The organism is Aureisphaera galaxeae (assembly GCF_028561275.1).
In the GTDB taxonomy this organism is placed as follows: Bacteria; Bacteroidota; Bacteroidia; order Flavobacteriales; family Flavobacteriaceae; genus Aureisphaera; species Aureisphaera galaxeae.
Map to the genome: position 1 here is coordinate 38,175 of NZ_JAQQTF010000019.1, position 23,885 is coordinate 62,059.

Annotated in this window: 22 protein-coding genes; 5 read left to right on the forward strand and 17 right to left on the reverse strand. The window is 42.0% G+C overall.

Features of this window, described 5'->3' with window-relative positions; genetic code table 11:
* Positions 1-25 precede the first annotated feature (25 nt).
* Both kynU and POV27_RS18705 read right to left on the reverse strand, forming a co-directional pair.
* The gene (kynU, locus tag POV27_RS18700; RefSeq protein WP_272864323.1) at positions 26-1,324 is read right to left on the reverse strand and encodes a kynureninase; all 1,299 of its coding nucleotides are present in this window, start codon (positions 1,322-1,324) and stop codon (positions 26-28) included.
* 2 nt (positions 1,325-1,326) lie between these two features.
* Positions 1,327-2,031 (reverse strand): hypothetical protein, encoded by a 705-nt coding sequence (locus POV27_RS18705; RefSeq protein WP_272864324.1) that lies wholly within the window; start codon positions 2,029-2,031, stop codon positions 1,327-1,329.
* Between the two features lie 76 nt (positions 2,032-2,107).
* Between POV27_RS18705 and POV27_RS18710 the strand changes: the two genes are divergently transcribed.
* A complete protein-coding gene (locus POV27_RS18710) occupies positions 2,108-2,908 on the forward strand; it encodes a class I SAM-dependent methyltransferase (protein WP_272864325.1) in 801 nt (266 codons plus the stop codon).
* A 1-nt stretch (position 2,909) separates the two neighbouring features.
* Here the strand turns inward: POV27_RS18710 and POV27_RS18715 are convergent, their stop codons facing one another.
* From POV27_RS18715 to POV27_RS18735, 5 genes are all read right to left on the reverse strand, one after another.
* Positions 2,910-3,572, reverse strand: a complete 663-nt coding sequence (locus POV27_RS18715; RefSeq protein ID WP_272864326.1) for a hypothetical protein — start codon at positions 3,570-3,572, stop codon at positions 2,910-2,912.
* Positions 3,573-3,589: 17 nt separating this feature from the next.
* Entirely contained in the window at positions 3,590-4,957 is a 1,368-nt protein-coding gene (locus tag POV27_RS18720; RefSeq protein WP_272864327.1) for a fibronectin type III domain-containing protein, read from the reverse strand.
* 60 nt (positions 4,958-5,017) lie between these two features.
* On the reverse strand, positions 5,018-5,701 hold the full coding sequence (gene msrA, locus POV27_RS18725) for a peptide-methionine (S)-S-oxide reductase MsrA (RefSeq protein ID WP_272864328.1): 684 nt from the start codon (positions 5,699-5,701) through the stop codon (positions 5,018-5,020).
* A gap of 119 nt (positions 5,702-5,820) precedes the next feature.
* On the reverse strand, positions 5,821-6,603 hold the full coding sequence (locus tag POV27_RS18730) for a zinc ribbon domain-containing protein (protein ID WP_272864329.1): 783 nt from the start codon (positions 6,601-6,603) through the stop codon (positions 5,821-5,823).
* Positions 6,604-6,608: 5 nt separating this feature from the next.
* Entirely contained in the window at positions 6,609-7,724 is a 1,116-nt protein-coding gene (locus tag POV27_RS18735; protein ID WP_272864330.1) for a Nif3-like dinuclear metal center hexameric protein, read from the reverse strand.
* 45 nt (positions 7,725-7,769) lie between these two features.
* Between POV27_RS18735 and lpxK the strand changes: the two genes are divergently transcribed.
* Positions 7,770-8,780 (forward strand): tetraacyldisaccharide 4'-kinase, encoded by a 1,011-nt coding sequence (lpxK, locus tag POV27_RS18740; protein ID WP_272864331.1) that lies wholly within the window; start codon positions 7,770-7,772, stop codon positions 8,778-8,780.
* Here lpxK and POV27_RS18745 read toward each other — a convergent pair.
* The 7 genes from POV27_RS18745 to POV27_RS18775 form a co-directional block, all read right to left on the reverse strand.
* Positions 8,777-10,894, reverse strand: coding sequence for a hybrid sensor histidine kinase/response regulator (locus POV27_RS18745; RefSeq protein WP_272864332.1), 2,118 nt, complete (start codon positions 10,892-10,894; stop codon positions 8,777-8,779). The genes lpxK and POV27_RS18745 overlap by 4 nt on opposite strands.
* Before the next feature lie 163 nt (positions 10,895-11,057).
* The gene (gene gap / locus POV27_RS18750; protein WP_272864333.1) at positions 11,058-12,056 is read right to left on the reverse strand and encodes a type I glyceraldehyde-3-phosphate dehydrogenase; all 999 of its coding nucleotides are present in this window, start codon (positions 12,054-12,056) and stop codon (positions 11,058-11,060) included.
* 12 nt (positions 12,057-12,068) lie between these two features.
* Complete coding sequence (lipA, locus tag POV27_RS18755; RefSeq protein ID WP_272864334.1) at positions 12,069-12,941, reverse strand: lipoyl synthase; 873 nt, start codon at positions 12,939-12,941, stop codon at positions 12,069-12,071.
* Between the two features lie 67 nt (positions 12,942-13,008).
* Complete coding sequence (locus tag POV27_RS18760) at positions 13,009-14,220, reverse strand: Nramp family divalent metal transporter (RefSeq protein WP_272864335.1); 1,212 nt, start codon at positions 14,218-14,220, stop codon at positions 13,009-13,011.
* Positions 14,217-14,789: an RNA polymerase sigma factor gene (locus POV27_RS18765; protein WP_272864336.1), complete on the reverse strand. Its 573-nt coding sequence runs from the start codon at positions 14,787-14,789 to the stop codon at positions 14,217-14,219. Before POV27_RS18765 ends, POV27_RS18760 begins: the two co-directional genes overlap by 4 nt.
* Entirely contained in the window at positions 14,780-15,874 is a 1,095-nt protein-coding gene (locus POV27_RS18770) for a glycosyltransferase (protein WP_272864337.1), read from the reverse strand. Before POV27_RS18770 ends, POV27_RS18765 begins: the two co-directional genes overlap by 10 nt.
* Positions 15,875-15,890: 16 nt before the next feature.
* Positions 15,891-16,094 (reverse strand): membrane or secreted protein, encoded by a 204-nt coding sequence (locus POV27_RS18775; RefSeq protein WP_272864338.1) that lies wholly within the window; start codon positions 16,092-16,094, stop codon positions 15,891-15,893.
* Between the two features lie 87 nt (positions 16,095-16,181).
* Here POV27_RS18775 and POV27_RS18780 point away from each other — a divergent pair, with 87 nt between their 5' ends.
* Positions 16,182-16,775: a fasciclin domain-containing protein gene (locus POV27_RS18780; protein ID WP_272864339.1), complete on the forward strand. Its 594-nt coding sequence runs from the start codon at positions 16,182-16,184 to the stop codon at positions 16,773-16,775.
* Between the two features lie 142 nt (positions 16,776-16,917).
* Here the strand turns inward: POV27_RS18780 and murB are convergent, their stop codons facing one another.
* Positions 16,918-17,931, reverse strand: coding sequence for a UDP-N-acetylmuramate dehydrogenase (murB, locus tag POV27_RS18785; RefSeq protein ID WP_272864340.1), 1,014 nt, complete (start codon positions 17,929-17,931; stop codon positions 16,918-16,920).
* Positions 17,931-19,121, reverse strand: a complete 1,191-nt coding sequence (locus POV27_RS18790) for a pyridoxal phosphate-dependent aminotransferase (protein WP_272864341.1) — start codon at positions 19,119-19,121, stop codon at positions 17,931-17,933. The genes murB and POV27_RS18790 overlap by 1 nt, the downstream gene beginning before the upstream one ends.
* Positions 19,122-19,248: 127 nt before the next feature.
* On the opposite strand from POV27_RS18790, the gene POV27_RS18795 reads away from it, so the two are divergent.
* Positions 19,249-20,574, forward strand: coding sequence for an aspartyl protease family protein (locus tag POV27_RS18795; RefSeq protein ID WP_272864342.1), 1,326 nt, complete (start codon positions 19,249-19,251; stop codon positions 20,572-20,574).
* Between the two features lie 50 nt (positions 20,575-20,624).
* On the opposite strand, the gene POV27_RS18800 is transcribed toward POV27_RS18795, so the two are convergent.
* On the reverse strand, positions 20,625-21,017 hold the full coding sequence (locus tag POV27_RS18800; RefSeq protein ID WP_272864630.1) for a DUF1573 domain-containing protein: 393 nt from the start codon (positions 21,015-21,017) through the stop codon (positions 20,625-20,627).
* 134 nt (positions 21,018-21,151) lie between these two features.
* Here POV27_RS18800 and POV27_RS18805 point away from each other — a divergent pair, with 134 nt between their 5' ends.
* Positions 21,152-23,785, forward strand: a complete 2,634-nt coding sequence (locus POV27_RS18805) for a valine--tRNA ligase (protein ID WP_272864343.1) — start codon at positions 21,152-21,154, stop codon at positions 23,783-23,785.
* Positions 23,786-23,885 lie beyond the last annotated feature (100 nt).

Genomic DNA, 23,885 nt, shown 5'->3' on the forward strand with positions numbered 1-23,885 from the left:
GACTGCGCTCGGGGGGACATGGTTATTAATTCAATATACTTTTCAATCGTTGTACAAATTCGTAAACGTCTTCGAAGCTATTATAGAGTGGAGTAGGGGCCACACGTATCACATCCGGTTCCCTCCAGTCACTTATAACGCCCGCTTCGGTTAATTGCGTATGCAAACGCTTATCGGCACTTTTCACCTGAATGCTCAATTGGCACCCGCGTTCCTTAGGCTCTCTTGGAGTAATGATGTAAATACGGGGATCGTTCAATTCGTCTACTAAAAATTCCAAGTAGCCGGTTAGCTTCACCGACTTCTCCCGTAGATTTTGAAAACCTGCCTCCATAAACACATCCAAACTCGCTCTAATGGCAGCCATACTTAGGATGGGAGGGTTGCTCAACTGCCAACCTTCGGCTCCCGGCAACGGATCGAAATCGTGCCGCATGTTGAATCGGGTTTGTTTATTATGTCCCCACCAACCCACAAATCGTTTCAATTCGGGATTTTGTGCATGCCGTTCATGAACAAACAGCCCTCCTAAACTTCCTGGGCCACTATTTAGGTATTTATAGCTACACCAAACGGCAAAGTCGGCACCGGTTTCATGTAGATCGGGTGCAATATTACCGGCCCCATGTGCCAAGTCGAAACCAACCATGCATCCATGGCTATGTCCGAGTTCGGTTATTTTTTTCAAGGGAAAGTGTTGTCCGCTGTAATAATTGGTACTACCAATCATTAACAATGCGATTTCGTCTCCTTCGGTCTCCATGATGGCTTCCAAGTCCTCATATCGGCACAATTCCTCACCTTCACGGGGTTTCCATAAAATCAGTCCATCTTTCGGATCGAAACCATGAAAGCGTAATTGGCTTTCCACGGCATATTTATCACTGGGAAAGGCATCGCTTTCCACTACGATTTTGTATTTCGTTTTTGTTGGCTGATAGAAGGAAACCATCAATAAATGCAAGTTGGTGGTCAAGGTATTCATAACAACCACCTCACTGGGTTTGGCTCCCACGAGACTTGCCATGCTTTCCGTAAGGAATTCATGGTAAGGAAGCCACGGATGGGTAGCGTCTGTATGGCCTTCTACTCCAAAGGCTGCCCAGTCCTTTAGTTCCTGTTCAATATAGGATTGGGTGCGCTTAGGCTGCAATCCCAAGGAATTTCCACATAGGTAGATAAGCGGGTTTCCATCTTTATCCTTGGGAAATAGGAATTCATTCCGAAAGGAGGCCAAAGGATCATTTGCGTCGCAAGCTTTGGCGAATTCACGATTGTTTTGGTAGGTCAAAATGCTGTTTTTTGTAGTTACGTTGTCTTGCATTTTTATTTTACGACAATGTTGGTAAAGTGTAATTTGAAACTCCCTGTACTGTCGCGGTGGGTTTTTGCGATTTTAATTCCGTTATAATCTTCATAGTCTTCAAAAGTATTGATCATGGATGGGGCTTCTTGGTTTCCTTCGCGGAACACCCATTCCTTGATCATGAAATCCTTTCCGTAGTATAAATCATAAGCATCACCGGGAGTATAACCGCCATCGGCTCCATAGGTAATGGTAAGCATGGAAAGCGTGTCTTTGGAAATCGGTGCGATTTGATTTTCTTTTTCTGAAAAAGTAGTCCCTTCATCCCAAACTAATTGGAAAGGGGTTAATAACCAGTATCGGTCGTTGATAAATGCCTGATCGGCATTGGTTTGCAAAGAATCCAACTCGGTTCCTCTTTCGAAAGCGATGGTATCCTTACTATTCATATAAATAACCTTCTTTGTTTTGGGATACCAAGTAAAGGAACGTTCGAAATGTCTTTCCCCGCGATCTACATTGAAAGTAAAGGAAATTTCGTTCACGTCTTTCCATTTTTCAAAACCACTTTTGTAAGCGATCGTTTCGGCTGTGGAAAGCTTTGTTTCTGTTTTTTCAGTAGTTGTTTCTTCGCTGGTGGTTTGTTGTTCCCCATCGGTTTTTGAGGTGTCTTTACAGGCGTAAAAGACAGCACATAATGCGATGATCCAAAGGTATTTGTTCATGGTATTGGTGTTTTCCGTAAAAGTACGCAAAGTATTCGTTTTGCATTTTCTATTTTTAGCGAAAATTTTAACTGTCATGGACTTGCAGAAAGCCTTCGAGATAAATAAAGAAACATGGAACCAAAAAGTGGCCATTCATGCCGCGAGCGATTTTTATGCTTTGGAAGATTTCAAAAAGGGGAAAACTTCTTTGAATTCTTACGAATTGAAGGCCTTGGGCGATGTTTCTGGCAAAAGTCTATTGCATTTGCAGTGTCATTTTGGGCAGGATACGCTCAGTTGGAGTAGGATGGGGGCTAAGTGTACAGGTGTGGATATATCTGATGAGGCCGTGAAATTGGCGCGTACGTTGAATGATGAACTCGGATTGAATGCTGAGTTTGTGTGCTGTAATGTATTGGATACGTCCCAACATGTGTCAGAACAATTCGATATCGTGTTCACCAGTTATGGAACCATAGGATGGTTACCCGATCTGAAATCTTGGGCTCGAATGATTTCCGAGCGACTGAAGCCGGGAGGTGTTTTTTATATAGTGGAATTCCATCCCATTGCTTGGATGTTCGATTATACGGTGTCTCCACCGGAAATGAAGTATGGATATCATCAAAAAGAAGCCATTTACGAAGAATACGAAGGTACTTATGCCGAGGATGGTGATGCCAAAATGATTAGTAAGGAATACGGGTGGAACCATTCCCTAAGTGAAGTATTAAGTGTCCTTATAGAAGCTGGGCTTACCATTAAAACCGTAAACGAAATGGATGCTTCACCCTATAATGTTTTTCCCGATTTGGTGAAGAACGAAACCGGGTATTATGAATTGAAGGATAAATTGTATCCTTTGCTTTTTGAGGTGAAGGCCAAAAAACACTGATCTAATCGAATATGGGCAAGGTCCGGATAATGAGGAGTACAGGAAAAACGATCACACTAATAATGAATATGTTTTGCCCGTGCTTTCTGTCCTTGGCGGCATAAGAATATACCTTTTCGCCATTGGGGAGGGTCTTTTTCGATTTCCAAAGGAGATAGCCAATGATCAGGCCTAAAAATCCACCTAACAAAGCGAAGAAGTAGCCTGCATAAATCCAAGCAGTCTGACCACCTTCAGGTTTTGCCAAGTCTTCCAATCGTTGTCTTTTTAGAGAATTCAATAGTTCATCATCCACTTGCTTGCCTCTTTTTTTGAGAATTTGCTGGGAGAGAACATAGTCGAATTCATTCCATTCGTCGGGCTTCAATAGAATATCGTAGAGTTCATCATCTTCGAAAGAAAACAAATAATAATCCGGAGCTACATTGTCTATAGCAGATTCCGCTTCCTTTTTCAGGATTTCCTCCGCTTTTTTGAAATCTTCCTTGGGAATTCGTACTTCAATATTGTACTGTAGTGTGCTTCCTCCAAAATTAGAATCTACGGGAGCCGAATTATCCCCGATTTCGGTTTCGATGTTATGTTCGTTTAGGAGTATGGCAAGTTCCGCGGCCAGCTCTTTATTATCGAAGGTTTTGAAAATGCTGAATTCTTTTGGATTCAAGAGTATGGTATTTTTAGTTAGAGACTGCAGTCTGTATTCGATCTCATTTGTGCTTGTGTGGGGTTGTAACCATTAGTCCCTACTTCGTACACAACGAAGTTTACATTGTTGGCTAAATCTCTAAAACCGCAGTAATTTGTTAGGTTAGAGTTTCTTTTAATTTTTAATCTAAACCCTTCTGGTTTAGCAGATATGAGCTGTGTTCCATCTAAACTCGTGAGATTGTCGCAATCATATATTTGGATATAACTGGTCTGTTCAAGGTTTTCCAAACCTGTAAGATCAGTAATAGGGAGTTCGTCAATATATAAGGCCCCAAAAGGACCATCTTGTAAGACGGATCCAACTGCTTGTAAATTATTAAGACCATTTAAATGAGATACATTTGGTAATTCTCTTAATATTAAACGGTTGCTTAAATTGGTGGTTCCTTGTATTCCATCCAAACTTTGTAAACCCGGTAAGAACTCTAGCCAAAGATCTTCTTTTATGGAAACGTTCGCCAAAGCAGAAAGACTTATTTTGTTTACGCGTTCTCTTATCCATAACAAGTCTATTTCTTCTAAACTTTGAAAATCTTCAAAGTCGTTGATATTAGGCGTGCCTTCCGATATTATTAAATTATTGATTTTGCTTACATTTTGGAAAACGGAGAGGTCAGATACTAGACAATTCCTTATGGTAAGATTTCCATTTTCTGCAATATTAAGCCCGGTCAAGTTCATCAGACTTGGTAAATCTTTCAAGATTAAAGTACCTATGTAGGATGATATATTGGATAAAGAGTTTACATTGTTTAGGTTCTGGTTTTCCTCAAGATGGATTCTCCCTGTTCCGTTAGAAAAACGATCTAGATTTTCAAGCCCTTTTAGGGTATTTAGCTCAGTAAACTGAATGGTTAGGTGACCTACTTCCTTGAGGGAAGCCAGTCCCGAAAGACTGTTGATTTCATTTCCCCAAAGAATAAGTTCCCCCGAAACACTGGTATATATAAAGTTATCTATCTCATTTTGAGTTGTAAGAGATAGGTCACCTTCAAAAGTTGTATCCAACAAGGTGGTGAAATTGAATTCTTGGAACGCCTGTTCTGCACCTTGTTCAAAAGCAAAAACAGAACCTGAAAAGCTCGTAGTTTCATCCAATCCAGTAAGTGTATACGAGGTATCGTTATACCCATCCACAATAGTTTGGTTGTCGAGCACCACCCTATAAGTTACGGCATTCGTGTTCCCAGAAACCGTCCAAGTTAATGTAGCTTCATGATCGGTAACATTACTTACGGTGACGGTTAGGGAAAGGGGTGCGTTATCCTCAACATTATTGCCATCATCACTGGAGCAGGATACAAGAAGTAGTAGCGCAAATAGGTTGATTAGTCTTTTCATAGCAAAAAATAAACGAGCCCGTTGGGACTCGCTCAAGTTACTAAAAAATGTGAAGCGTGTTTAGTGCTTTTGGTCTTCTTTCAACAAATGCGGGAACTTTTGTTGGAAACGGATAAGCCTAGGAATAGACACTCCTAAAATATAAGAGTTGTACGGATTTCTCTTTTCGTAATTCTGATGGTAGTCTTCTCCCACCCAGAATTTCTGAAAAGGAAGTATTTGGGCTGCTACATTGCCTTCACCGTAGATTTGTTCCTGTTCCTTGTACTTTTCGTCTACGATCTTTTTCTGCTCGTCATTCTGATAAAAGATGATCGAACGGTATTGCGAGCCACGATCAGGTCCTTGGCCGTTTACCTGGGTCACATTTTGCGATCCGAAGTACACATCAACCAAATCACTGAAGGAAATCACTTTAGGATTATAAATAATCTCAACAGCTTCCGCATGACCCGTACGTCCCGTATTGCTGGACTCATACGTTGGATTTTTGGTGTGGCCACCACTGTAGCCCGAAATGGATTCCTTAACACCCTTTACGCTTTCGTAAATCGCTTCCACACACCAAAAACAGCCACTGGCAAAGTAAGCACGTTCATAACCATCGGTACTTTTTACTTCTACCGCGGTTTGTTCCTTTTGGGCCATGGCCTCGTCTTCCTTGTGTTTCTTTTGCATGTCCTGGCAGGACGCTTGGGTTCCCAATAGCATGAGGGATAGGGAAAGTAATGCAATTTTTTTCATCGTATCTATTTAGCTAATTCGTAGTATTAGTACGGGGATTTTCTAAAACCTTACCCTAAAGAAACAAAAAAAGCCCTCACGATAACGTGAAGGCTTTGTTATAATTGGATGATTTACTTTTACTTCAATTTAGCAAAAAGCTTGTTCATTTTCTCTCTTTCTTCCTCTGCTAGGGCAGGATCTACCAAAATACGTCCACTGTGCTCATCGGTAATGATTTTCTTGCGGGCAGCAATCTCCATTTGTACCTGTGGTGGAATAGTAAAGAAAGAACCTCCAGAAGCTCCACGCTCTACAGGAACCACAGCCAATCCATTCTTTACATTGGTGCGGATACGCTTGTAGGCACTCACCAAACGCTCTTCGATATTCTTCTCATACTTGGCAGACTCTTTTAATAGAGCTTCTTCTTCCTTTTCCGTTTCGGCCAGGATTTCATTCAATTCTCCTTGCTTGTGCTTCAAGTGCTCCTCACGCTCTTTTAAACGATCTTTGGTCGTGTTGATTACCTCGTTCTTCTGCTCGATCTGAGCCTTGAATTCCTTAATGTGCTTCTCGGCCAATTGAATTTCCAACTCTTGGTATTCAATCTCCTTGCTCAAACTGTTGTACTCACGGTTGTTACGTACATTGTCCTGCTGAGAAGTGTATTTCTTGATCAAAGCTTTGGACTCTTCGATCAGGTTTTTCTTGTCCTTGATGTTTTCCTCTATCACCCCTAGATCGGCATTCAATTTTTCCAATCGGGTGTTCATTCCGGCAACTTCATCTTCCAAATCCTGCACTTCCAAAGGAAGCTCTCCACGAACATTACGAATCTCATCCACGCGCGAATCGATTAACTGTAAATCGAACAATGCTCTTAACTTCTCTTCTACAGTGCTTTCTGTTTTCTTTGCCATAAGTTTTAATAATAAGTAATAGGATTGGTGTTTACCTGTGATAACACAACCCTGCCTTCCGGCAAGGCAGGTGCAAAATTAGTAATTTTTTTGCTAAGGTGAGCAACTAATAAATCTTTTGTATACTGCTCACTTTCATAGTGTCCCACATCGGTAAGTAGGATTCTGTTTTCCGCACTAAAAAAGTCGTGGTATTTTAGATCGGCCGTGATAAACGCATCGGCTCCTTTCCCTTGAGCGGCCTTAATGGCAAAACTTCCGCTTCCGCCCAAAACGGCTACCTTTTTTATGGGTTTTCCCAAGAGCGAACTATGACGAACACATCCTGTTTTAAATACCTCCTTGGCATGTTTCAAGAAAACTTCTTCAGAAAGGGCTTCTTCAAACTCCCCCATCATACCCATACCGATATGTTGGTTGGTATTGTTTAAAGTGGTTACCTCGTAAGCCACTTCTTCATAAGGATGCGCACTAAAAAGGGCTTGAAGTACCTTAGATTCTAAGTGTTTCTGAAATGTAACCCCAATTTCTATTTCGGGCTCAAAATGGGTTTCCCCTTTTTTGCCGATGGTAGGATTGGAGTCTTCGTTGCCCATAAAACTTCCCATTCCCGAATGATTGAAACTACAGTTGCTGTAATTGCCAATATTGCCGGCCCCAGCAGCAAAGAGGGCTTCCCTTACTTCGGTAGCGGCCTCATGTGGCGCAAAAGTGATCAGTTTCTGAATGGTCCCCGATTGTGGAATGAGAATCTGGCGGTTTTTCAATCCCAATTTTTCGCACATCATGGCATTTACCCCATTCCAAGCATTGTCTAGGGCCGTATGAATGGCAAAAATGGAAATGTTGTGGGCGATGGCTTTAAGAACAACGCGTTCCACATAAGTTTTTCCAGTGATGCGCTTCAATCCTTTAAAAATGATTGGGTGAAAGCTCACGATAAGATTGCAGTCATGAGCAATGGCCTCATCAACAACAGCCTCCAAGGTATCTAAAGTAACCAGTATCCCGGTAACTTCATTTTGGGCATTTCCTACCAACAATCCTGTATTGTCGAAATCTTCCGAATAGGCCAAGGGCGCGAGCTCTTCCAGCGCATGAATGACATCTTTTACCTTCATAAGGGAGTATTTTACCGTAAAGATAAAAAAGTATACTTTCGTTGTATGAACTTTCGGAAACTCCTTTATCCCTTTTCCATTTTATACGATGGCGTTACCGCTTTGCGGAACCACGCCTACGATATTGGATGGAAAGAAAGTAGGTCGTATGATCTTCCTATTATCTGTGTTGGGAACCTTTCGGTAGGAGGAACCGGGAAGTCGCCCATGATCGAATATTTACTGCAATTTCTGAAAGAGAAATACAATGTAGCCGTGTTGAGTAGGGGGTACAAAAGGAAGACCTCGGGCTATGTGGAAGTCCGAACCCATAGTACGGCCGATGAAGTAGGGGACGAGCCCCTTCAATTCAAAAAGAAATTTCCGGAAGTGACGGTGGCTGTTTGTGCGGATAGAAGGCAAGGTATAGAAGAATTGAAGAAAAAGGCAGGTGTTATCCTTCTGGATGATGCGTTTCAACATCGGCGGGTAAAGCCTTCCTTTACGATTGTGCTCACCCCTTTCGATGATTTGTATTTAAATGACCATTTACTGCCTGCTGGCAATCTTCGGGAGTCCCGGTCAGGAATAAAGCGAGCCGATATGGTGATCGTTACCAAATGCCCTCCCGATGTTCCCTATGCGAGCCTTCAGGAGATTCAGTATAGAATGGAACTGTCTACAGAGCAAAGTCTTTTCTTTTCCAGGATTGGGTACGGGAATTTCATAAAAGGAAAAACCGAAGAACTTCCCGTGGAGTATCTTATGGACAAACCTTTTTCCTTGGTTACGGGTATCGCCAATCCTAAACCCTTGGTACAACACTTAAAGAAACGTCAATACAGTTTTGAACACCTGAAGTTTCCGGACCACCATGATTTTACCCCTTCAGAAATAAATACACTTAAGAAAAAAGAGATCATCCTAACTACTGAAAAGGACTATATGCGACTCCAACCGAAATTGGATAAGTTCGCATTGTACTATTTACCCATAACGACAGAAATACTAAACAGTCAATCATTCGCTTTGAATGAGCAGGTGTTGGATGCTATTGAAGGATTTGGAAAGTCCTAGTTTACCAAAAGATTTCGGCTTTCTAGGGTACGGTAGATTTTTTCGAAGAATTCCTCCGTTTTAAAAGGCTTCGGTATGATTTCATTGAAACCAGCTCGGTAGAAATCGTCAAGGTTCTCATCGATCGTCACAGCGGTCAAGGCAATGATAGGTAAGTCCTTATTGAACTTACGGATCTCTTGTGTGGCCTCGATACCACTAATGCCTGGCATGTGGATGTCCATAAGTACCACATCGAAGTTGTTTTCCTTCACCAATGCTACGGCGTCAGAACCATTGTCGGCCACTAAGCACTTCATCTTGTTCTTTTCAAGAATCTTCTTGGTGATCATTTGGTTGATCTTGTTATCTTCAACCACAAGAATATTTCGGTTCTCCAAGGCCACATAATCTACATCATAGATGATGTTCTGTGGGTTGGATACTTCCTTCACCTCTTCTACCACCGCGAAGTTGATCTCGAACCAGAATTTGGAACCTTTTCCTAACTGACTTTCCAATTGAATCTTACTACCCATTAATTCCAATAGATTCTTCACAATGGAAAGACCAAGTCCGGTACCACCGAATTTACGGTTAATTTGTAGGGAAGCCTGCGAAAAGGTTTCGAAAATGCTCTTCTGTTTCTTTTTGGAAATACCCACTCCATTATCCTCGATTTCGAATCGAAGTGCTACGCGTTCTTTCGTCTCTCCCAGTTTCTTGATTCGCACATGTACATCACCATTCTGCGTAAATTTCAGGGAGTTACCAATAAGGTTGATAAGTATCTGAGAGAGTTTTAGCGGGTCTCCCATTAATTTTTCTGGAATGCTTTCGTCGAACTCGAAGTGCAGGTTGTTCTTTCGATCATCTGCAGACTTCTTCAAGGCTACCAATACGTCGTTGGTACGCTTCTTAAGATTGAAGGACGTTTTCTCAACTTCCACCTTATTGGCTTCAAGTTTGTTGAGGTCCAAAATGTTATTGATCAGGGACAACAGGTATTCCCCTGAAAACTTCAATGAATTAAGGTGCTCCTTTTGGTGGGGTTTCGGGTCTTCTTCCAGCAATAGATGGGTAAGTCCTGTTACCGCATAGAGTGGTGTCCTAAGTTCGTGAGTAATGGTAGAAAGGAACTGGGCTTTGGCCAGCGATGCCTTTTCCGCTTTTTCCTTGGCAAGTTGCAATTCGTTGTTCTTATCCTGCAGGAGTTCGTTTGCCTTTGCCCGTAGATTGTTGTTCTTATAGAGGGAAAGCGTTAGCAACGATAGAATCACAATTAGGGCAATACTTAAGCCAGTGGTCATCTTACCGAAATTAATGGAACGCTGCTGTTTATTAATATCGTCCTGCTGGCTTGCAATTTGTAATTTTAGGTCACCTACCTCAGTTTCTGCATCGATACCTTTGGAAACGGCATTAATGTAAATACGATATAGTGAATCGTTGCGGGTTTCATAAATCTGCATATTCTCTTTGGCCAATGCATATTTATCTTCCCTTAAAGCAATGTAGGATCTAATTCTATAACTGTCAATTTCCAGTCGGGTGTAATTTTTGGCTTCGATAATCTCCAAGGCTTCCTCCATGGCCTTCTTAGACTTCCCAAGGCTATTGTCTATATCCAAATCGCTTAGATACAATAAGGCATCGGATTTATTCATTAAGGTGAAGGCCTTTTGATAGGCGGATCTGGGATCTTCAAATTGCGGCAATGCAGCATCGAAATAATTGACAGCATTCTTGTAATGCTCCTTTTCTAGTTCCAAAATTCCAAAGCCAAGCAGCACCTGGGCCCTATATTTTTCGTCATTGTTGGCGGTAAACCAGTCATCTGCTTTTCGTAGGAATTTTTCAGATTTTTCGAATTCCCCCATTCTTGTGGTAATAAGCCCCATAATGGTATGGGCTTCGGCAAGGGCCTGCTTATCTCCCTTATTTTCTAAAATTGTAATGATTCGTTGCCCTTCGGCAGCAGCCTTGTCGTAATTCTGAATAAAGTAATTAACCTGCGTAATGCTGAAGAGTACTTCCACCCGTTCATCCTGATATTTAGCAGAATTGGCAAGTCTATAGGCCTTGTTCAGGTTGATGATCGCCAGGTCATAACTTTGCACGGATAGCGAAGACATTGCTTCCGTATGGTACTTTTTAATTAGGGATAAAGTATCTTGGTCCTTTTGCTGACCCAACACGCATTGAGGGGAAAGTAGGAAAGCAAAAAGAAGGGCAAGTAGCGGGTATATTTTTCGTAAGTAAAGCATTAACTTTAACGTACTTCGCCGATAAATATAGTTATTTCCTCGATAATTGTAAGATTAAATCTACAATTCTTGATGAATATCCAATCTCGTTATCGTACCATCCGATGATTTTCACCATATTTCCGATAACCGACGTCATTCCAGCATCAAAGATACAGGAATGTGGGTTTCCCACAATATCAATAGATACAATTGGGTCTTCCGTATATTGAAGTATTCCTTTTAGTTCATTTTCTGCGGCCTGCTTAAAAGCTGAATTTACCGCTTCAATACTTGTGTTTTCCGAGACATTAAAGGTAATGTCCGTTAATGATCCGTTGGCAACGGGTACCCGTATACCACAACCTCCAATAACATCGGCCAAATCGGGAAATACCTTGGTCAAGGCCTTGGCAGCTCCTGTAGTCGTTGGCACGATGGATTGTCCTGCAGCCCGGGCTCTTCTTAGATCCCTATGTGGCTGGTCATGTAAACTCTGGTCCGTAGTATAGGAGTGTACCGTAGTGATATAGGCTTGTTTAATGCCACATAGCTCGTGTATGATTCGCAGCATATGGGCTGCGTTATTGGTAGTACAGGAGGCATTGGAGACAATGGTCTCGCCATTATCAATAATATGGTCGTTAACGCCTAAAACAATGGTTTTTATAGAATCTTCGATAGGTGGTACCGATAGAATCACCTTTTTAGCGCCTGAAACGAGGTGCTTTTCCAAATTGTCTCTATCCTTAAACTTTCCTGTGGCTTCTACCACAATATCAACTCCCAGCCAGGAAATATCTTCGATTTGCTTTTCGGAGGTAAACCGTACCCTTTTTCCGTCCACTTCGATATAATCCGCTCCGTGGGATACGTTTTGTTCCAAAACCCCATGAATACTGTCGTATTTCAATAAATGGCTTAGGGTTCGGGCATCCGAAATATCATTTACGGCCACCACTTCGATGGTAGGATGATTTAAAAGTAGCCGAAAGAGATTCCTCCCGATTCGTCCAAAACCGTTAATTCCAATCGTTATTTTGCCTTTCATAAAGCGGGGAAGTTAGGTGAGGTGCTTTTGAGCTTTATAGGAGGATCGTACCAAAGCACCGCTCTCAACGTGACGGAAGCCCATTTCCAGTCCGATTTCCTCATATTTTTTGAATTGTTCTGGAGTAATAAATTCCTTTACGGGCAAATGCTTTTTCGAAGGTTGCAGGTACTGTCCTATGGTAACAATATCCAATCCTACGCTGCGCAAATCTTCCATGGTTTGCAGTACTTCGTCCTCGGTTTCTCCCAATCCTAGCATAATCCCACTTTTCGTGCGACCAATACCTTCTTGCTTCAAATAACGCAACACCTCAAGACTACGCTCGTATTTTGCTTGGATTCTCACTTCACGCGTCAAACGTTTTACCGTTTCCATGTTATGCGATACCACTTCGGGAGCTACCTCCACAATGCGGTCTATGTTTCGTGTGTTTCCTTGAAAGTCTGGGATGAGTGTTTCCAAAGTAGTCTCAGGGTTCATCCTACGGATGGCCTTCACCGTCTCTGCCCAAATAATGGATCCCATATCCTTAAGATCATCTCGATCTACCGATGTGATCACCGCATGCTTAATATCCATGATCTTGATAGAGCGGGCCACTTTTTCGGGTTCGTCCCAGTCTACCGTTTCGGGGCGTCCTGTTTTTACCCCGCAGAATCCACAGGATCGTGTACAGATATTACCCAATATCATAAACGTAGCGGTTCCTTCGGTCCAGCATTCTCCCATATTAGGGCAGCTTCCGGAGGTACAAATAGTGTGCAGGTTATACTTGTCTACCAGTCCACGTAATTCGGTATACTTCTTACCCGTTGGTAATTTCACCCGTAACCATTTTGGCTTGGGTGTGGGTTTTTGTATTTCAAGGGATGTTGTCTCCATAGCTATGCAAAGATACTACTTAAAATTTCCATATTCCAACGACATGGTTTCAAAAAATGAGTGCGGATTAGCCCGAGATGGTGTAGAGGTACCAAATACTGAATCCGATAAGCACGAGAATGGAAACCATACTGTAAATGCTATAGCCCTTTTTAGGTCGTGCTTCTTTTGGGGTATGCTTTCCGCGAATTAGTTTGTAGTTAAGGATCGCATAAAAAGGAGCCGTTAAGAACGATAATATCGTAGCAATTTTTATGAGTAGTCCCATTTCGGCAATGAAAAAGAAAAAGATGGATAGCGTTCCCAAAACCAAAACCAAAAGCCAAGAGAGGTATCCATTTTTCAAAGGCTTCTTGGCAAATATCTCACTGGTGCGATGCATGACCCTTGGGGAGGCGTCTAAGGTAGTAAGGGTAGTGCTAAACATGGTAGTAAGAGCAGCCACGCCAATAACTATTTTGGCCCAATCTCCCAAACTGGAAGTGTACATGGCTACCAACTGATTGGCAAACTGAGTCCCATTTGAGGAAAACGTACTCCCAGAATTAAACATGATCAAGGCGCCCAAAGCCACAAAACCAATAGCCAAAATGGTCGTGGCTATATAACCTACATTAAAATCGAATTTCGACTGAGCTGGAGTGATATCGGGATCCAATTTTTTCTTTTCTACGGTCCAGATACTTTGCCAGATGGAAATGTCCAGAGGTGCCGGCATCCATCCCATAAAAGCAATGAGAAAGCCTAGTGAAATGGCATCGGTAGGGATTACTTGAGTAAAGGAGACGCTGTCTGCTTTTTGAAAAGCCAAGGTAACAGCCGTTATAGTGCTAATGGTAAGGCCAATAACGATGATCTTCATTAAGCTGTCCAATACTTTATATCGGCCCAAGAGCAGGATTACGAAGCAAATACCAATGATGATAGCGGTCCAAAGTTTTGGATTGCCACCAAATAGGGAAGAAGCGATTCCTGCGGTTACAATGGTTACGGCCGTCTGTATGGTGAACATGGTGGCGAAGGTGACTACGAAATAGGCAATGAGAACACCCTTGCCCATCTTTTCGTATCCCTTAAGAAGACTTTCACCCGTAGCACTGGCGTAACGGGGTCCGAACTCGAAGAAAGGGTACTTTACCAAATTAATGAGAAGTAAGGCCCATAGAAGGGCAAATCCAAAATCGGCACCAGCCCGGGTCGATTGTACCAAATGCGATACACCAATGGCCGCACCTGCGAATAGAAATCCGGGGCCTAACTTTTTAAGGGTTTTTCTCAATTCTGTCTGTTTTTGGTAATGACTTCCAGCAGCAGTTTCCGGGCGCGAAGTAATCGTACTTTAACATTGCTCAATGGTTCTTTCAAGGCTTCCGATATCTCATTGTAGCTCATTTCCTGAAAGTACCGAAGGTTAATGATTTCCTGATAATCCGGTTTTAATTCCTTGATGCAGCGAAGCAATTCAGCCAGATTTTGCTCGCGAATGAGCCTATCCTCTGGGGAAGGTGTGCTATCTACAATTTTATGTACTTGCTCTTCCGTAGCCTCGGTAGTTTGCATGTGGATAGATGCGTTCTTCTTACGACTCTTATCTATTTGAATGTTTTTTGAAATGGTCACCAGCCAGGTGCTGAAGTTGTAATCCGGGTTGAAACTGGAAATCTTGTCGAAAGCCTTGGAGAAGGTTTCTATAGTGATGTCCTCCGCATCATATTCATTTTGTATCCGCTTTAGCTGAAAGCCATATACGGTGTTCCAAAATCGATCCAAAAGAAAATTGAAGGCGCTCTGGCTTCCCTCTTTTGCTTTTTCTATTTGTTCTTTTACCTCGGCCTTATTTACTTCCACCGTTTCGGTTTTGAAATGGAATTGGTAATAAAGATAGTTAATTGAAATAATACCAAGAATAGTTCCAATAAAGGAATAAAAGGAGTGAGATCTTTTTCTTTAAGGTTTTTTGCTCCATTCCCAATAAAAATGTATTGAAGGGCGATTCGGAAGATAAAAATACCCAATGTCATTTTCCAATCGGCAAAGGCAAAGCACAGTCCAGCAAGTACCCAAAACAAAAGATTGGTAATGTAGTAGGAAGCCAATAGGAATCGGTGCTTCGGTTTATAGTGTTTCGCTGTGGAGACATGTCTTCTTTTCTGTGTAAACCATTTTCCAAACGAGCTTTTTGGAACGGAATATGTAAAAGCATTGGGGTGAAAGCTTATGGAGGTATTATCCTTGTAAGCCGATTCGTTTACAAAGAGATCGTCGTCTCCCGAAGGGATGTCCATATGAGACATAAAACCACGATTGTCGTAGAATAGTTTACTCGTATAAGCCATATTGCGTCCCACTCCCATATAAGGCATTCCTGCCTTGGCATAGGAAAAGTATTGAATCGCAGTCATGAGGGTTTCGAAACGGATCAACCGATTCAATATCCCTTTTTTCTTTTCGTGAGCTCCGTAGCCGAGAATGAGCTCTGTTTCGTTGGATAACTCCGAGGTCATAAGCGATAACCAATCATTACTGGCGGGACGGCAATCGGCATCCGTAAAAAGCATTCGCTTATTTACTGCACGCTTTATTCCTAAGGTAAGTGAGTATTTTTTGTTGGACCAAAAGGCCTCATTGTTTTCGATATTAACCGTGTGAACCCGAGCATCATTTTGAGCAAAGGACTCTATGATTTCCAAGGTGTCGTCGGTAGAGGCATCATTGATAAGGATCAGCTCAAAATTGGGATAGTCTTGGGCCAACCAATGTGGGACGTTTTTTCTAAGGTTTTCTGCTTCATTCTTGGCGCAGACAATAATGGAAACAGGGAACGATCCTTTCTTTTCCAAAGTCTCTGGCTGAGCGAATGTGAATTTGGAAAAAAGGAGAAAATAGGCCGCGTTAATAAGTACGACGGCAATAAATACCCATAGTAGCAACATAGCAGCAGGCTACAAATTAGTTGTGTTCTTTTTCGGTACAGGTGGAAAACTGATCTGGGGACTTTCCACAAAAACTGCAATTTTCACCATCTTGGTTTAAAAAAGGACTTTGACTTGCACAGGTTCCTGCAAATTTACCATCCTTCTTCGCCCATAATTTTATAGCGATTCCTGCAAATGCCAACAACAAAAGAACTAGGGTTATAAGTAGAATTCCCATAAAAAATAATTAGGAGGCAAAAATACAACCTTTCTTACGGAAATGGTAAGAATTTGTCTATTTTTAGCCTCGATTAAACGAAAATCCATGATGAAAATGATCCGTTTTACCCTTAGTTTTTTATGTGCCGGCCTTATCCTGATTTCTTGTAAGTCCGATCCCGAAAAACAAGAGAATCAGGTAGATACCAACGCTCCAGCTAAGGAGGAAACTGTTGTGAAACAACTGAATAATAAGAATTTATTGGTGAAGACCATGGCTACCCAAGAAGCAAAGACATTCACCAGTGCTTTAGTGACCACGGGCTTATCGGATGTATTGGATGATGAAGGGCCTTACACGGTATTTGCTCCCTCGGTTGCTGCTTTCGACGCAATGAACAAAAACAATTTGAATTTTTATCTGAATCCTACCAACAAGGAAGCGTTTATAACACTCATTAAAAACCACATCATTGAAGGCGATCTAAGCTCGGCCGATCTGTTGCAAAATGCCAAAAAAAGTAGCAATTACGAGGTAAAAACACTGGGAGACGCCGTATTGAAAGTTTCTATGAAAGATGGGAACATTTTCTTGACCGACGCCAAGGGAAACGAAGCCACTTTAGGGAAAACAGATATTCTAGCTTCTAATGGAAAGCTGCACCTTTTGGATAAGGTGTTGAGTGTGAATGTGAAGTAGTTCGTTGTTACACCGAACTTCGAGTGTCACATGCCCTTTGATACATTCTGCTTTGCAGAACACTCAGGGATCCGCGTGACGTTTCGAAAAGTCATTAGGTGATTGAGTGATTTTCGATAGAAAATTGTATCGAAATCACCGGTTAAATAACATTCACTTCGGGCTCAATGTAGATCCCGAAATCCTCTTTTACTTTTTTCTGAATTTTTAAGGCCAGTTCCCAGAGTTCCGAACCGGAGGCATTGCCATGATTTACTAATACCAAAGCCTGGTTCTTATGCACTCCTGCATCGCCAAAGCGTTGCCCTTTAAATCCAGCCTGTTCAATAAGCCATCCCGCTGGAATTTTAAACTCAGTAGGGGAGACCTCATAAAAAGGTGCATTGGGATAAGACAATCGAAATTGCTGAAAGTCATCCGAACCAATCACAGGATTTTTAAAAAAGCTACCGCTATTTCCTATCTCTGCAGGATCGGGCAGTTTGGATTTGCGTATGGTAATCACAGCATCCGAAATATCCTTGATAGTAGGTGTTGTGACCCCCTGTTTTTCCAACTGAGTCTTTATGGCACCATACGAAGTGCTCAAGGTATGATCTTGGGTTGTTAACCTCAGTGTAACGCTTGTAATAATGTATTTGCCTTTAGCTTCATTCTTAAAGATAGAATCCCGATATCCAAATTCGCATTCGGAATGGTCGAAAGTTCGTTCTTCCAGACTTTCAATTTCAAGTGCTTTGCAATTCACGAAGACATCTTTCAATTCCACCCCATAGGCCCCAATATTCTGTATGGGTGCGGTTCCTATATTTCCGGGAATCAAAGAAAGGTTTTCAACGCCGCCATATCCATTTTCAATGCAATGCATGACAAACTCGTGCCAGTTTTCACCAGCATTTACTTCCAAGATCACCTGTCCGTTTTCTTCAGAAAGTATAGAGATACCCCTTAGGTTCACGTGAATAACCAAGGCGTCCACATCCTGAGTAAGTAATAGATTGCTGCCTCCGCCCAAAATGAAGCGAGAGGGATGTATGTTTTGGGATAATAGTTCCTTCAGTTTAGTAACAGAAGTCACCGATGCAAAGTATCGGGCCTTGCAATCGATCCCAAAGGTATTGAAGGGTTTTAGGGATTTATGTTCTTCAATTAACATTAATCTTGATATTGCTCCAAAGCGGTTTTCAGTATTTCAACGGCTTTTAAGAGACTTTCTTTTTTCAGTACGTAGGCAATCCTTACCTGATTCAATCCAACGCCTTCGGTAGAATAGAATCCTGCTGCTGGTGCTACCATGATGGTTTCCCCGTCTAGGTCGAATTCTTCCAACAGCCATTGTGCGAATCGGTCGCTATTCTTTACCGGAAGTTGGGCAATACAGTAAAATGCACCTTTAGGAACTCCAACGGTTACCCCTGGTATTTTTTGTAATTCGGATACCAACGTATTTCTGCGGTCTACATATTCCTCGATCACATCGTCAAAATAACTTTGAGGGGTGTCCAATGCCGCTTCACTTGCCAATTGGGCAAAGGTAGGAGGGCTTAAACGAGCCTGTGCGAATTTAAGGGCAGTAGAAATTACCTGTTTGTTTTTAGATACCAAGCACCCAATACGGGCACCGCACATGCTGTATCTTTTGGAAACCGAATCGATAATGATTCCATTTTCGGCCATGCTTTCTTCCTGAAGGATAGAATAGTGCTCCAATCCGTCATAAACAAACTCACGGTATACTTCATCCGCCACCAAGAACAGATCGTGTTTCTTCACGATTTGTGTCAACGTTTGTATTTCCTCTTCGGAATAGAGATATCCAGTTGGATTTCCAGGATTGCAAATTAAGATAGCCTTGGTGCGGGGAGTGATTAATTTCTCGAATTCCGAAATGGGAGGAAGGGCGAAATTATCCTCGATTTTGGAGATTACCGGAACGATGTTAACGCCAGAGGCCGTTGCAAAACCATTGTAGTTGGCGTAGAAAGGCTCTGGGATAATGACCTCGTCTCCAGCATCACAAATACTACCCATGGCGAACAATAGTGCCTCACTTCCTCCTGTGGTTACGATAATATCATCTGCCTCCACATGGATGTCGTTTTTGTGATAATAGGCAGCAATCTTTTCACGGTATTCTTCCGAACCTTCAGAACGCGAATACGCCAACACATCGATCCCGTGCTTGGCTACGGCTTCCATGGCAATAGCTGGCGATTTTATATCGGGCTGCCCGATGTTTAAATGGTAGATATGTTTGTTTTCTTTACGGGCTTTTTCGGCGAATGGAACCAGCTTTCTTATAGGTGATTCCGGCATTTTCAATCCTTTACTGGAAACTGTTGGCATGATTTAAAAATTGAGACAACAAAGTTGCAAAATATTTATTAAAAAGTATCCCATTTACCCTACTTTGAACGTTTTTTTATATCTTCTTCAATGAATGAAAACTTGCCGCTTTAATCATCCCAGGTGGATGGCCCTTGTTCTATTTTTCCTGCTCTGCTCCTATGGGTATGGACAAGAAGGTTTTACGCTTCCCAATGGTAAGAAAAAAGATAGGATTGCTTTCGAGTTTTTGAACAATTTGGTAGTTATTCCTGTGGAAGTGAATGGTAAGTCCCTTTCCTTTTTACTCGATACAGGGGTTAATTATACGTTGTTGTTCAGTTTGTATGAAAATGATTCCCTCCAGATTAATAATGTAACCCCCGTTAAGATTAGGGGTGTTGGGAGCAATGGCGATATCGACGCCCTTAAAAGCGTGCATAACAAACTTAAAATTGGCGATGCCGAAGATAAGGACCACACCCTCTACGTTATTTTCGATGAAACGATCAACTTTTCACCGCGGATGGGAATTCCCATCCATGGAGTCATAGGCTATGATTTTTTCAAGGATTTTGTGGTGCGCACCGATTATGTGGCCGAGCACATTACCATATTCGATCCCGAACAGTATACGCATAAAAGGTGCAGGAGCTGTGAGGAGATCAACATTCATATGATAGGCAAGAAACCGTATATATCGCAACAAGTGGAGGCCAATGGAAGGATGCATGATGTTAACTTACTGGTCGATTCTGGGGCCAGTGATGCTATTTGGCTTTTTCAGGAGTCCATAGGCATACGGGAACAACCCAAGAATTATTTTTCAGATTTCCTAGGTCTAGGTCTTAGCGGAGGTGTATTTGGGAAACGGTCCAAGCTAGACAAAGTAAAACTCGGTCGATTCGAAATCCCTAGGGTTAATGTCTCCTATCCCGACAGTCTCGCACTTAAAAGCTTTAATGCCTTTAAAGACCGTAATGGAACGATTGGTGCTGGTATCCTCAGGCGATTTACATTTACCATGGACTATCGATCCAGAAAAATGGTACTTCGGAAGAACAAGTTCTTTGGAGAGCCTTTTCACTACAACATGTCTGGTCTTACCATAGAGCACGATGGTTTGGTGGCTACCAAGGAATTAAAGAAAGGCACAGGGAGGAATTTCAATTTTGCCTCGGATGAAACGGGGGATAGTACGGGTAAAGTGAGCTTTAACCTGCAGCCGGTTTTTACCTTCTTTTTGGCGCCCAAATATATTGTTTCTGAGGTTCGGAAGGGCTCCCCGGCAGATCTAGCCGAGATACGGAAAGGGGATGAGCTTATTTCTATAAATGGCAAGGCCGCCTACAAGTATGATTTGGAAAGTCTAACGGCTTTATTTTCCTCCAAAGCCGGTCGGAAAATAACCATAGTATTGAATCGTGATGGCTCTATTATAAGGACGAAGTTTTTCCTGAAAGAAGTGCTATAAAAAAAGCCCCCTGAAATCTCAGGAGGCCTTTTCTCTTTACAATGAAATTTTTACTTGGTTTTTTCCAGTACGCTCTTATCGGCCAATACCTCTCCTTTAATCTTTAGTGCCTTAATAGGCTCTGTAGCATTGGAGTATACGGTAATGGTCTTTCTAATTTTTCCAACTCTCTTAGTGTCGTATTTTACCTTGATCACACTCGATTCTCCAGGTTGTATAGGACCTTTCGGTTTTTCAGGTACGGTACAACCGCAGCTAGATTTTACGTCACTTATTATGAGAGGTTCATTTCCGGTGTTTGTGAATTCAAAAGAACGAACGCCATCGCTTCCTTTAGCGATTTGACCATAGTTTATCGTATCATCTTTAAATTCAATGTTGGCTTGTGCATGGGCAGCAAAACTAACCAGAGCGATCACTGCCATTAAAATAATTTTTTTCATCATTTAAGAATTTTGGGATTACTAAAGTAGGTAACTTTTATGCAACAGACAAAAGAAGTTATTCACTTTAATAATTTTATAATAAATAGGATATACCTACTTTTGCAGACTATATTTCAAAAATCAGACCAAAAATGGCTTTAGAGGCAACATATAACGCTCAAAACGTTGAAAATAAGTGGTATAGCTACTGGATGGAGCATAACTATTTTCATAGTGAAATTGATGAAAGAGAGCCTTATAGCATCGTCATTCCGCCTCCCAATGTAACAGGAGTGTTGCATATGGGCCATATGTTAAATAATACCATTCAGGACGTACTTATTCGTAGAGCGCGTCTTAAAGGGTACAATGCCTGTTGGGTGCCCGGTACCGATCATGCCTCTATTGCCACGGAAGCTAAGGTGGTTGCCAAGCTTAAAAAAGAAGGGATAGAGAAGTCTAGCCTGAGTAGGGACGAGTTTTTGGAACATGCTTGGGAATGGACCCATAAACATGGAGGCATTATCCTAGAACAGCTAAAGAAATTAGGGGCTTCCTGTGACTGGGAACGTACAAAATTTACCATGGATGACGATCTGTCAGCCTCCGTGATCAAAGTTTTTGTGGATTTGTACCGAAAAGGACAGATTTATAGAGGATATCGCATGGTAAATTGGGATCCGCAAGCCCAAACCACCTTGAGCGATGAAGAAGTGATTTATGAGGAAAAACAAGGGAATTTATACTACCTAAAGTATCAAATTGAAGGATCTGATGAATACGTAACCATCGCAACGACGCGTCCGGAAACTATTTTGGGAGATACTGCTGTTTGCATCAATCCAGAGGATGAGCGCTATACGCATTTAAAGGAGAAAAAGGTGATTGTACCTATTTGTAACCGTGTCATTCCTATTATTGAAGACGAATACGTAACCATGGAGTTTGGTACAGGGTGTCTTAAGGTAACGCCAGCGCACGATGAGAATGATAAGATGCTGGGCGATAAGCACAATTTGGAGGTGGTAGATGTACTGAATGACGATGCTACATTGAATAGCTTCGGATTGCATTACGAAGGTATGGACCGTTTCGAAGCCCGTAAGAAGATCGCCAAGGAATTGGAAGAAATGGGTGTTATCGAAAAAATAGAACAACATAACAACAAAGTAGGAACCAGTGAACGAACGGGAGCCGTTATTGAACCTAAATTGAGCGACCAGTGGTTTTTGAAAATGAAAGCATTGGCACAACCTGCTTTGGATGCCGTTTTGGAAAAAGATGTAAATCTGGTTCCTGAAAAGTTCATCAATACCTATCGCTATTGGATGGAAAATGTTCGCGATTGGAACATTAGCCGTCAGTTGTGGTGGGGTCAGCAAATTCCTGCTTATTACTATGGGGACGGAAAAGAAGATTTCGTAGTAGCGGAAACTTTGGAAGAAGCGATTGCCTTGGCAAAAGAGCGCACAGGTAATGATTCCTTAACCGCTGACGACCTTACCCAAGATCCAGACGTGGTAGACACCTGGTTCTCTTCTTGGTTATGGCCCATCACTGTTTTCAATGGGATTTTAGAGCCAGACAATGACGAGGTAAACTATTATTACCCGACCAACGATTTGGTAACGGCACCAGAGATTTTATTCTTCTGGGTAGCACGTATGTTGATCGCTGGTTTCGAATATAGAAACGAGAAGCCATTTACCAATGTATATCTTACAGGGATTGTTCGCGACAAGCAACGTCGTAAGATGAGTAAATCTTTAGGTAATTCTCCCGATCCCATCGAGTTGATGAAAGAGTACGGCGCCGATGGTGTTCGTGTAGGGATGCTATTGAGCTCTCCGGCAGGAAACGACTTAATGTTCGATGAAGATCTGTGCAAACAAGGAAAAACCTTTTTGAACAAAATTTGGCAAGGATACCGACTTATCAGTGGTTGGGAAGTTTCCGAAACCAAGGAACAAACCGAAGTACAGACCATTGCTATTGAATGGTACAAGAATAAGTTCCAGAAAGCCTTGGCTGAAATTGAAGATCATTTCAGTAAATACCGAATTAGCGATGCCTTGATGGCCATTTATAAATTGATGTGGGATGATTACTCATCATGGTTCTTAGAAGCGATGAAGCCCGAATATGGAGAGCCGATTTCTAAGGCCACGAAAGCTGAGGTAATTTCCATTTTAGAAGATAACCTGAAGATACTACATCCTTTTGTGCCTTTTATATCTGAAGAGATTTGGCAACATATAGCAGAAAGAAGTCCGGAAGATGCCTTGATCATAGGTCAATGGCCAGCATCCAAGTCATACGACGAACAATACATCAAGGATTTCGAGTTTGCTTCAGAAGTTGTTTCTGGTGTCCGAGCCATTCGAAAGGAGAAGAACATTTCTTATAAAGAAACAATCGATCTTTCCATAATCAATAATGAAAAGATGACCAATGCATTCGATGCATTGATTAAAAAGCTTGGCAATGTTGAAAATCTGGGCTACATCGATGAGAAATTGGAGGGTGCGTTGACCTTCCGTGTAAAGTCCAATGAGTATTTTATTCCTATGGCTGGAGCTATCGATGTGGATGCAGAAATAGCCAAGCTTACCGAAGAGCTAAAATATACCGAAGGATTCCTGAAAAGCGTACAGGGCAAGTTGAAAAACGAGCGTTTCGTAAACAATGCGCCAGAACAGGTCGTAGCCAACGAGCGCAAGAAGGAAGCGGATGCTTTAGCGAAAATCGAGACCATTAAAGCCAGCTTGGCGGGATTGGAAAACTAGCGTATATTTCATTTTCGAACTCGAAAGGGTAGTATTGGCTGTAAGTCCAATGTAGGATTAGGTGTCTTACTGTTTGTAAATGACGATCGCTTCTTTGTTA

Coding starts and splice junctions, on each gene's coding strand:
- kynU (WP_272864323.1), bottom strand. CDS start 1,324: ATGCAAGACAACGTAACTACAAAAAACAGCATTTTGACCTACCAAAAC.
- POV27_RS18705 (WP_272864324.1), bottom strand. CDS start 2,031: ATGAACAAATACCTTTGGATCATCGCATTATGTGCTGTCTTTTACGCC.
- POV27_RS18710 (WP_272864325.1), top strand. CDS start 2,108: ATGGACTTGCAGAAAGCCTTCGAGATAAATAAAGAAACATGGAACCAA.
- POV27_RS18720 (WP_272864327.1), bottom strand. CDS start 4,957: ATGAAAAGACTAATCAACCTATTTGCGCTACTACTTCTTGTATCCTGC.
- msrA (WP_272864328.1), bottom strand. CDS start 5,701: ATGAAAAAAATTGCATTACTTTCCCTATCCCTCATGCTATTGGGAACC.
- POV27_RS18730 (WP_272864329.1), bottom strand. CDS start 6,603: ATGGCAAAGAAAACAGAAAGCACTGTAGAAGAGAAGTTAAGAGCATTG.
- POV27_RS18735 (WP_272864330.1), bottom strand. CDS start 7,724: ATGAAGGTAAAAGATGTCATTCATGCGCTGGAAGAGCTCGCGCCCTTG.
- lpxK (WP_272864331.1), top strand. CDS start 7,770: ATGAACTTTCGGAAACTCCTTTATCCCTTTTCCATTTTATACGATGGC.
- POV27_RS18745 (WP_272864332.1), bottom strand. CDS start 10,894: ATGTCTTCGCTATCCGTGCAAAGTTATGACCTGGCGATCATCAACCTG.
- gap (WP_272864333.1), bottom strand. CDS start 12,056: ATGAAAGGCAAAATAACGATTGGAATTAACGGTTTTGGACGAATCGGG.
- lipA (WP_272864334.1), bottom strand. CDS start 12,941: ATGGAGACAACATCCCTTGAAATACAAAAACCCACACCCAAGCCAAAA.
- POV27_RS18770 (WP_272864337.1), bottom strand. CDS start 15,874: ATGTTGCTACTATGGGTATTTATTGCCGTCGTACTTATTAACGCGGCC.
- POV27_RS18775 (WP_272864338.1), bottom strand. CDS start 16,094: ATGGGAATTCTACTTATAACCCTAGTTCTTTTGTTGTTGGCATTTGCA.
- POV27_RS18780 (WP_272864339.1), top strand. CDS start 16,182: ATGATGAAAATGATCCGTTTTACCCTTAGTTTTTTATGTGCCGGCCTT.
- murB (WP_272864340.1), bottom strand. CDS start 17,931: ATGTTAATTGAAGAACATAAATCCCTAAAACCCTTCAATACCTTTGGG.
- POV27_RS18790 (WP_272864341.1), bottom strand. CDS start 19,121: ATGCCAACAGTTTCCAGTAAAGGATTGAAAATGCCGGAATCACCTATA.
- POV27_RS18795 (WP_272864342.1), top strand. CDS start 19,249: ATGGCCCTTGTTCTATTTTTCCTGCTCTGCTCCTATGGGTATGGACAA.
- POV27_RS18800 (WP_272864630.1), bottom strand. CDS start 21,017: ATGAAAAAAATTATTTTAATGGCAGTGATCGCTCTGGTTAGTTTTGCT.
- POV27_RS18805 (WP_272864343.1), top strand. CDS start 21,152: ATGGCTTTAGAGGCAACATATAACGCTCAAAACGTTGAAAATAAGTGG.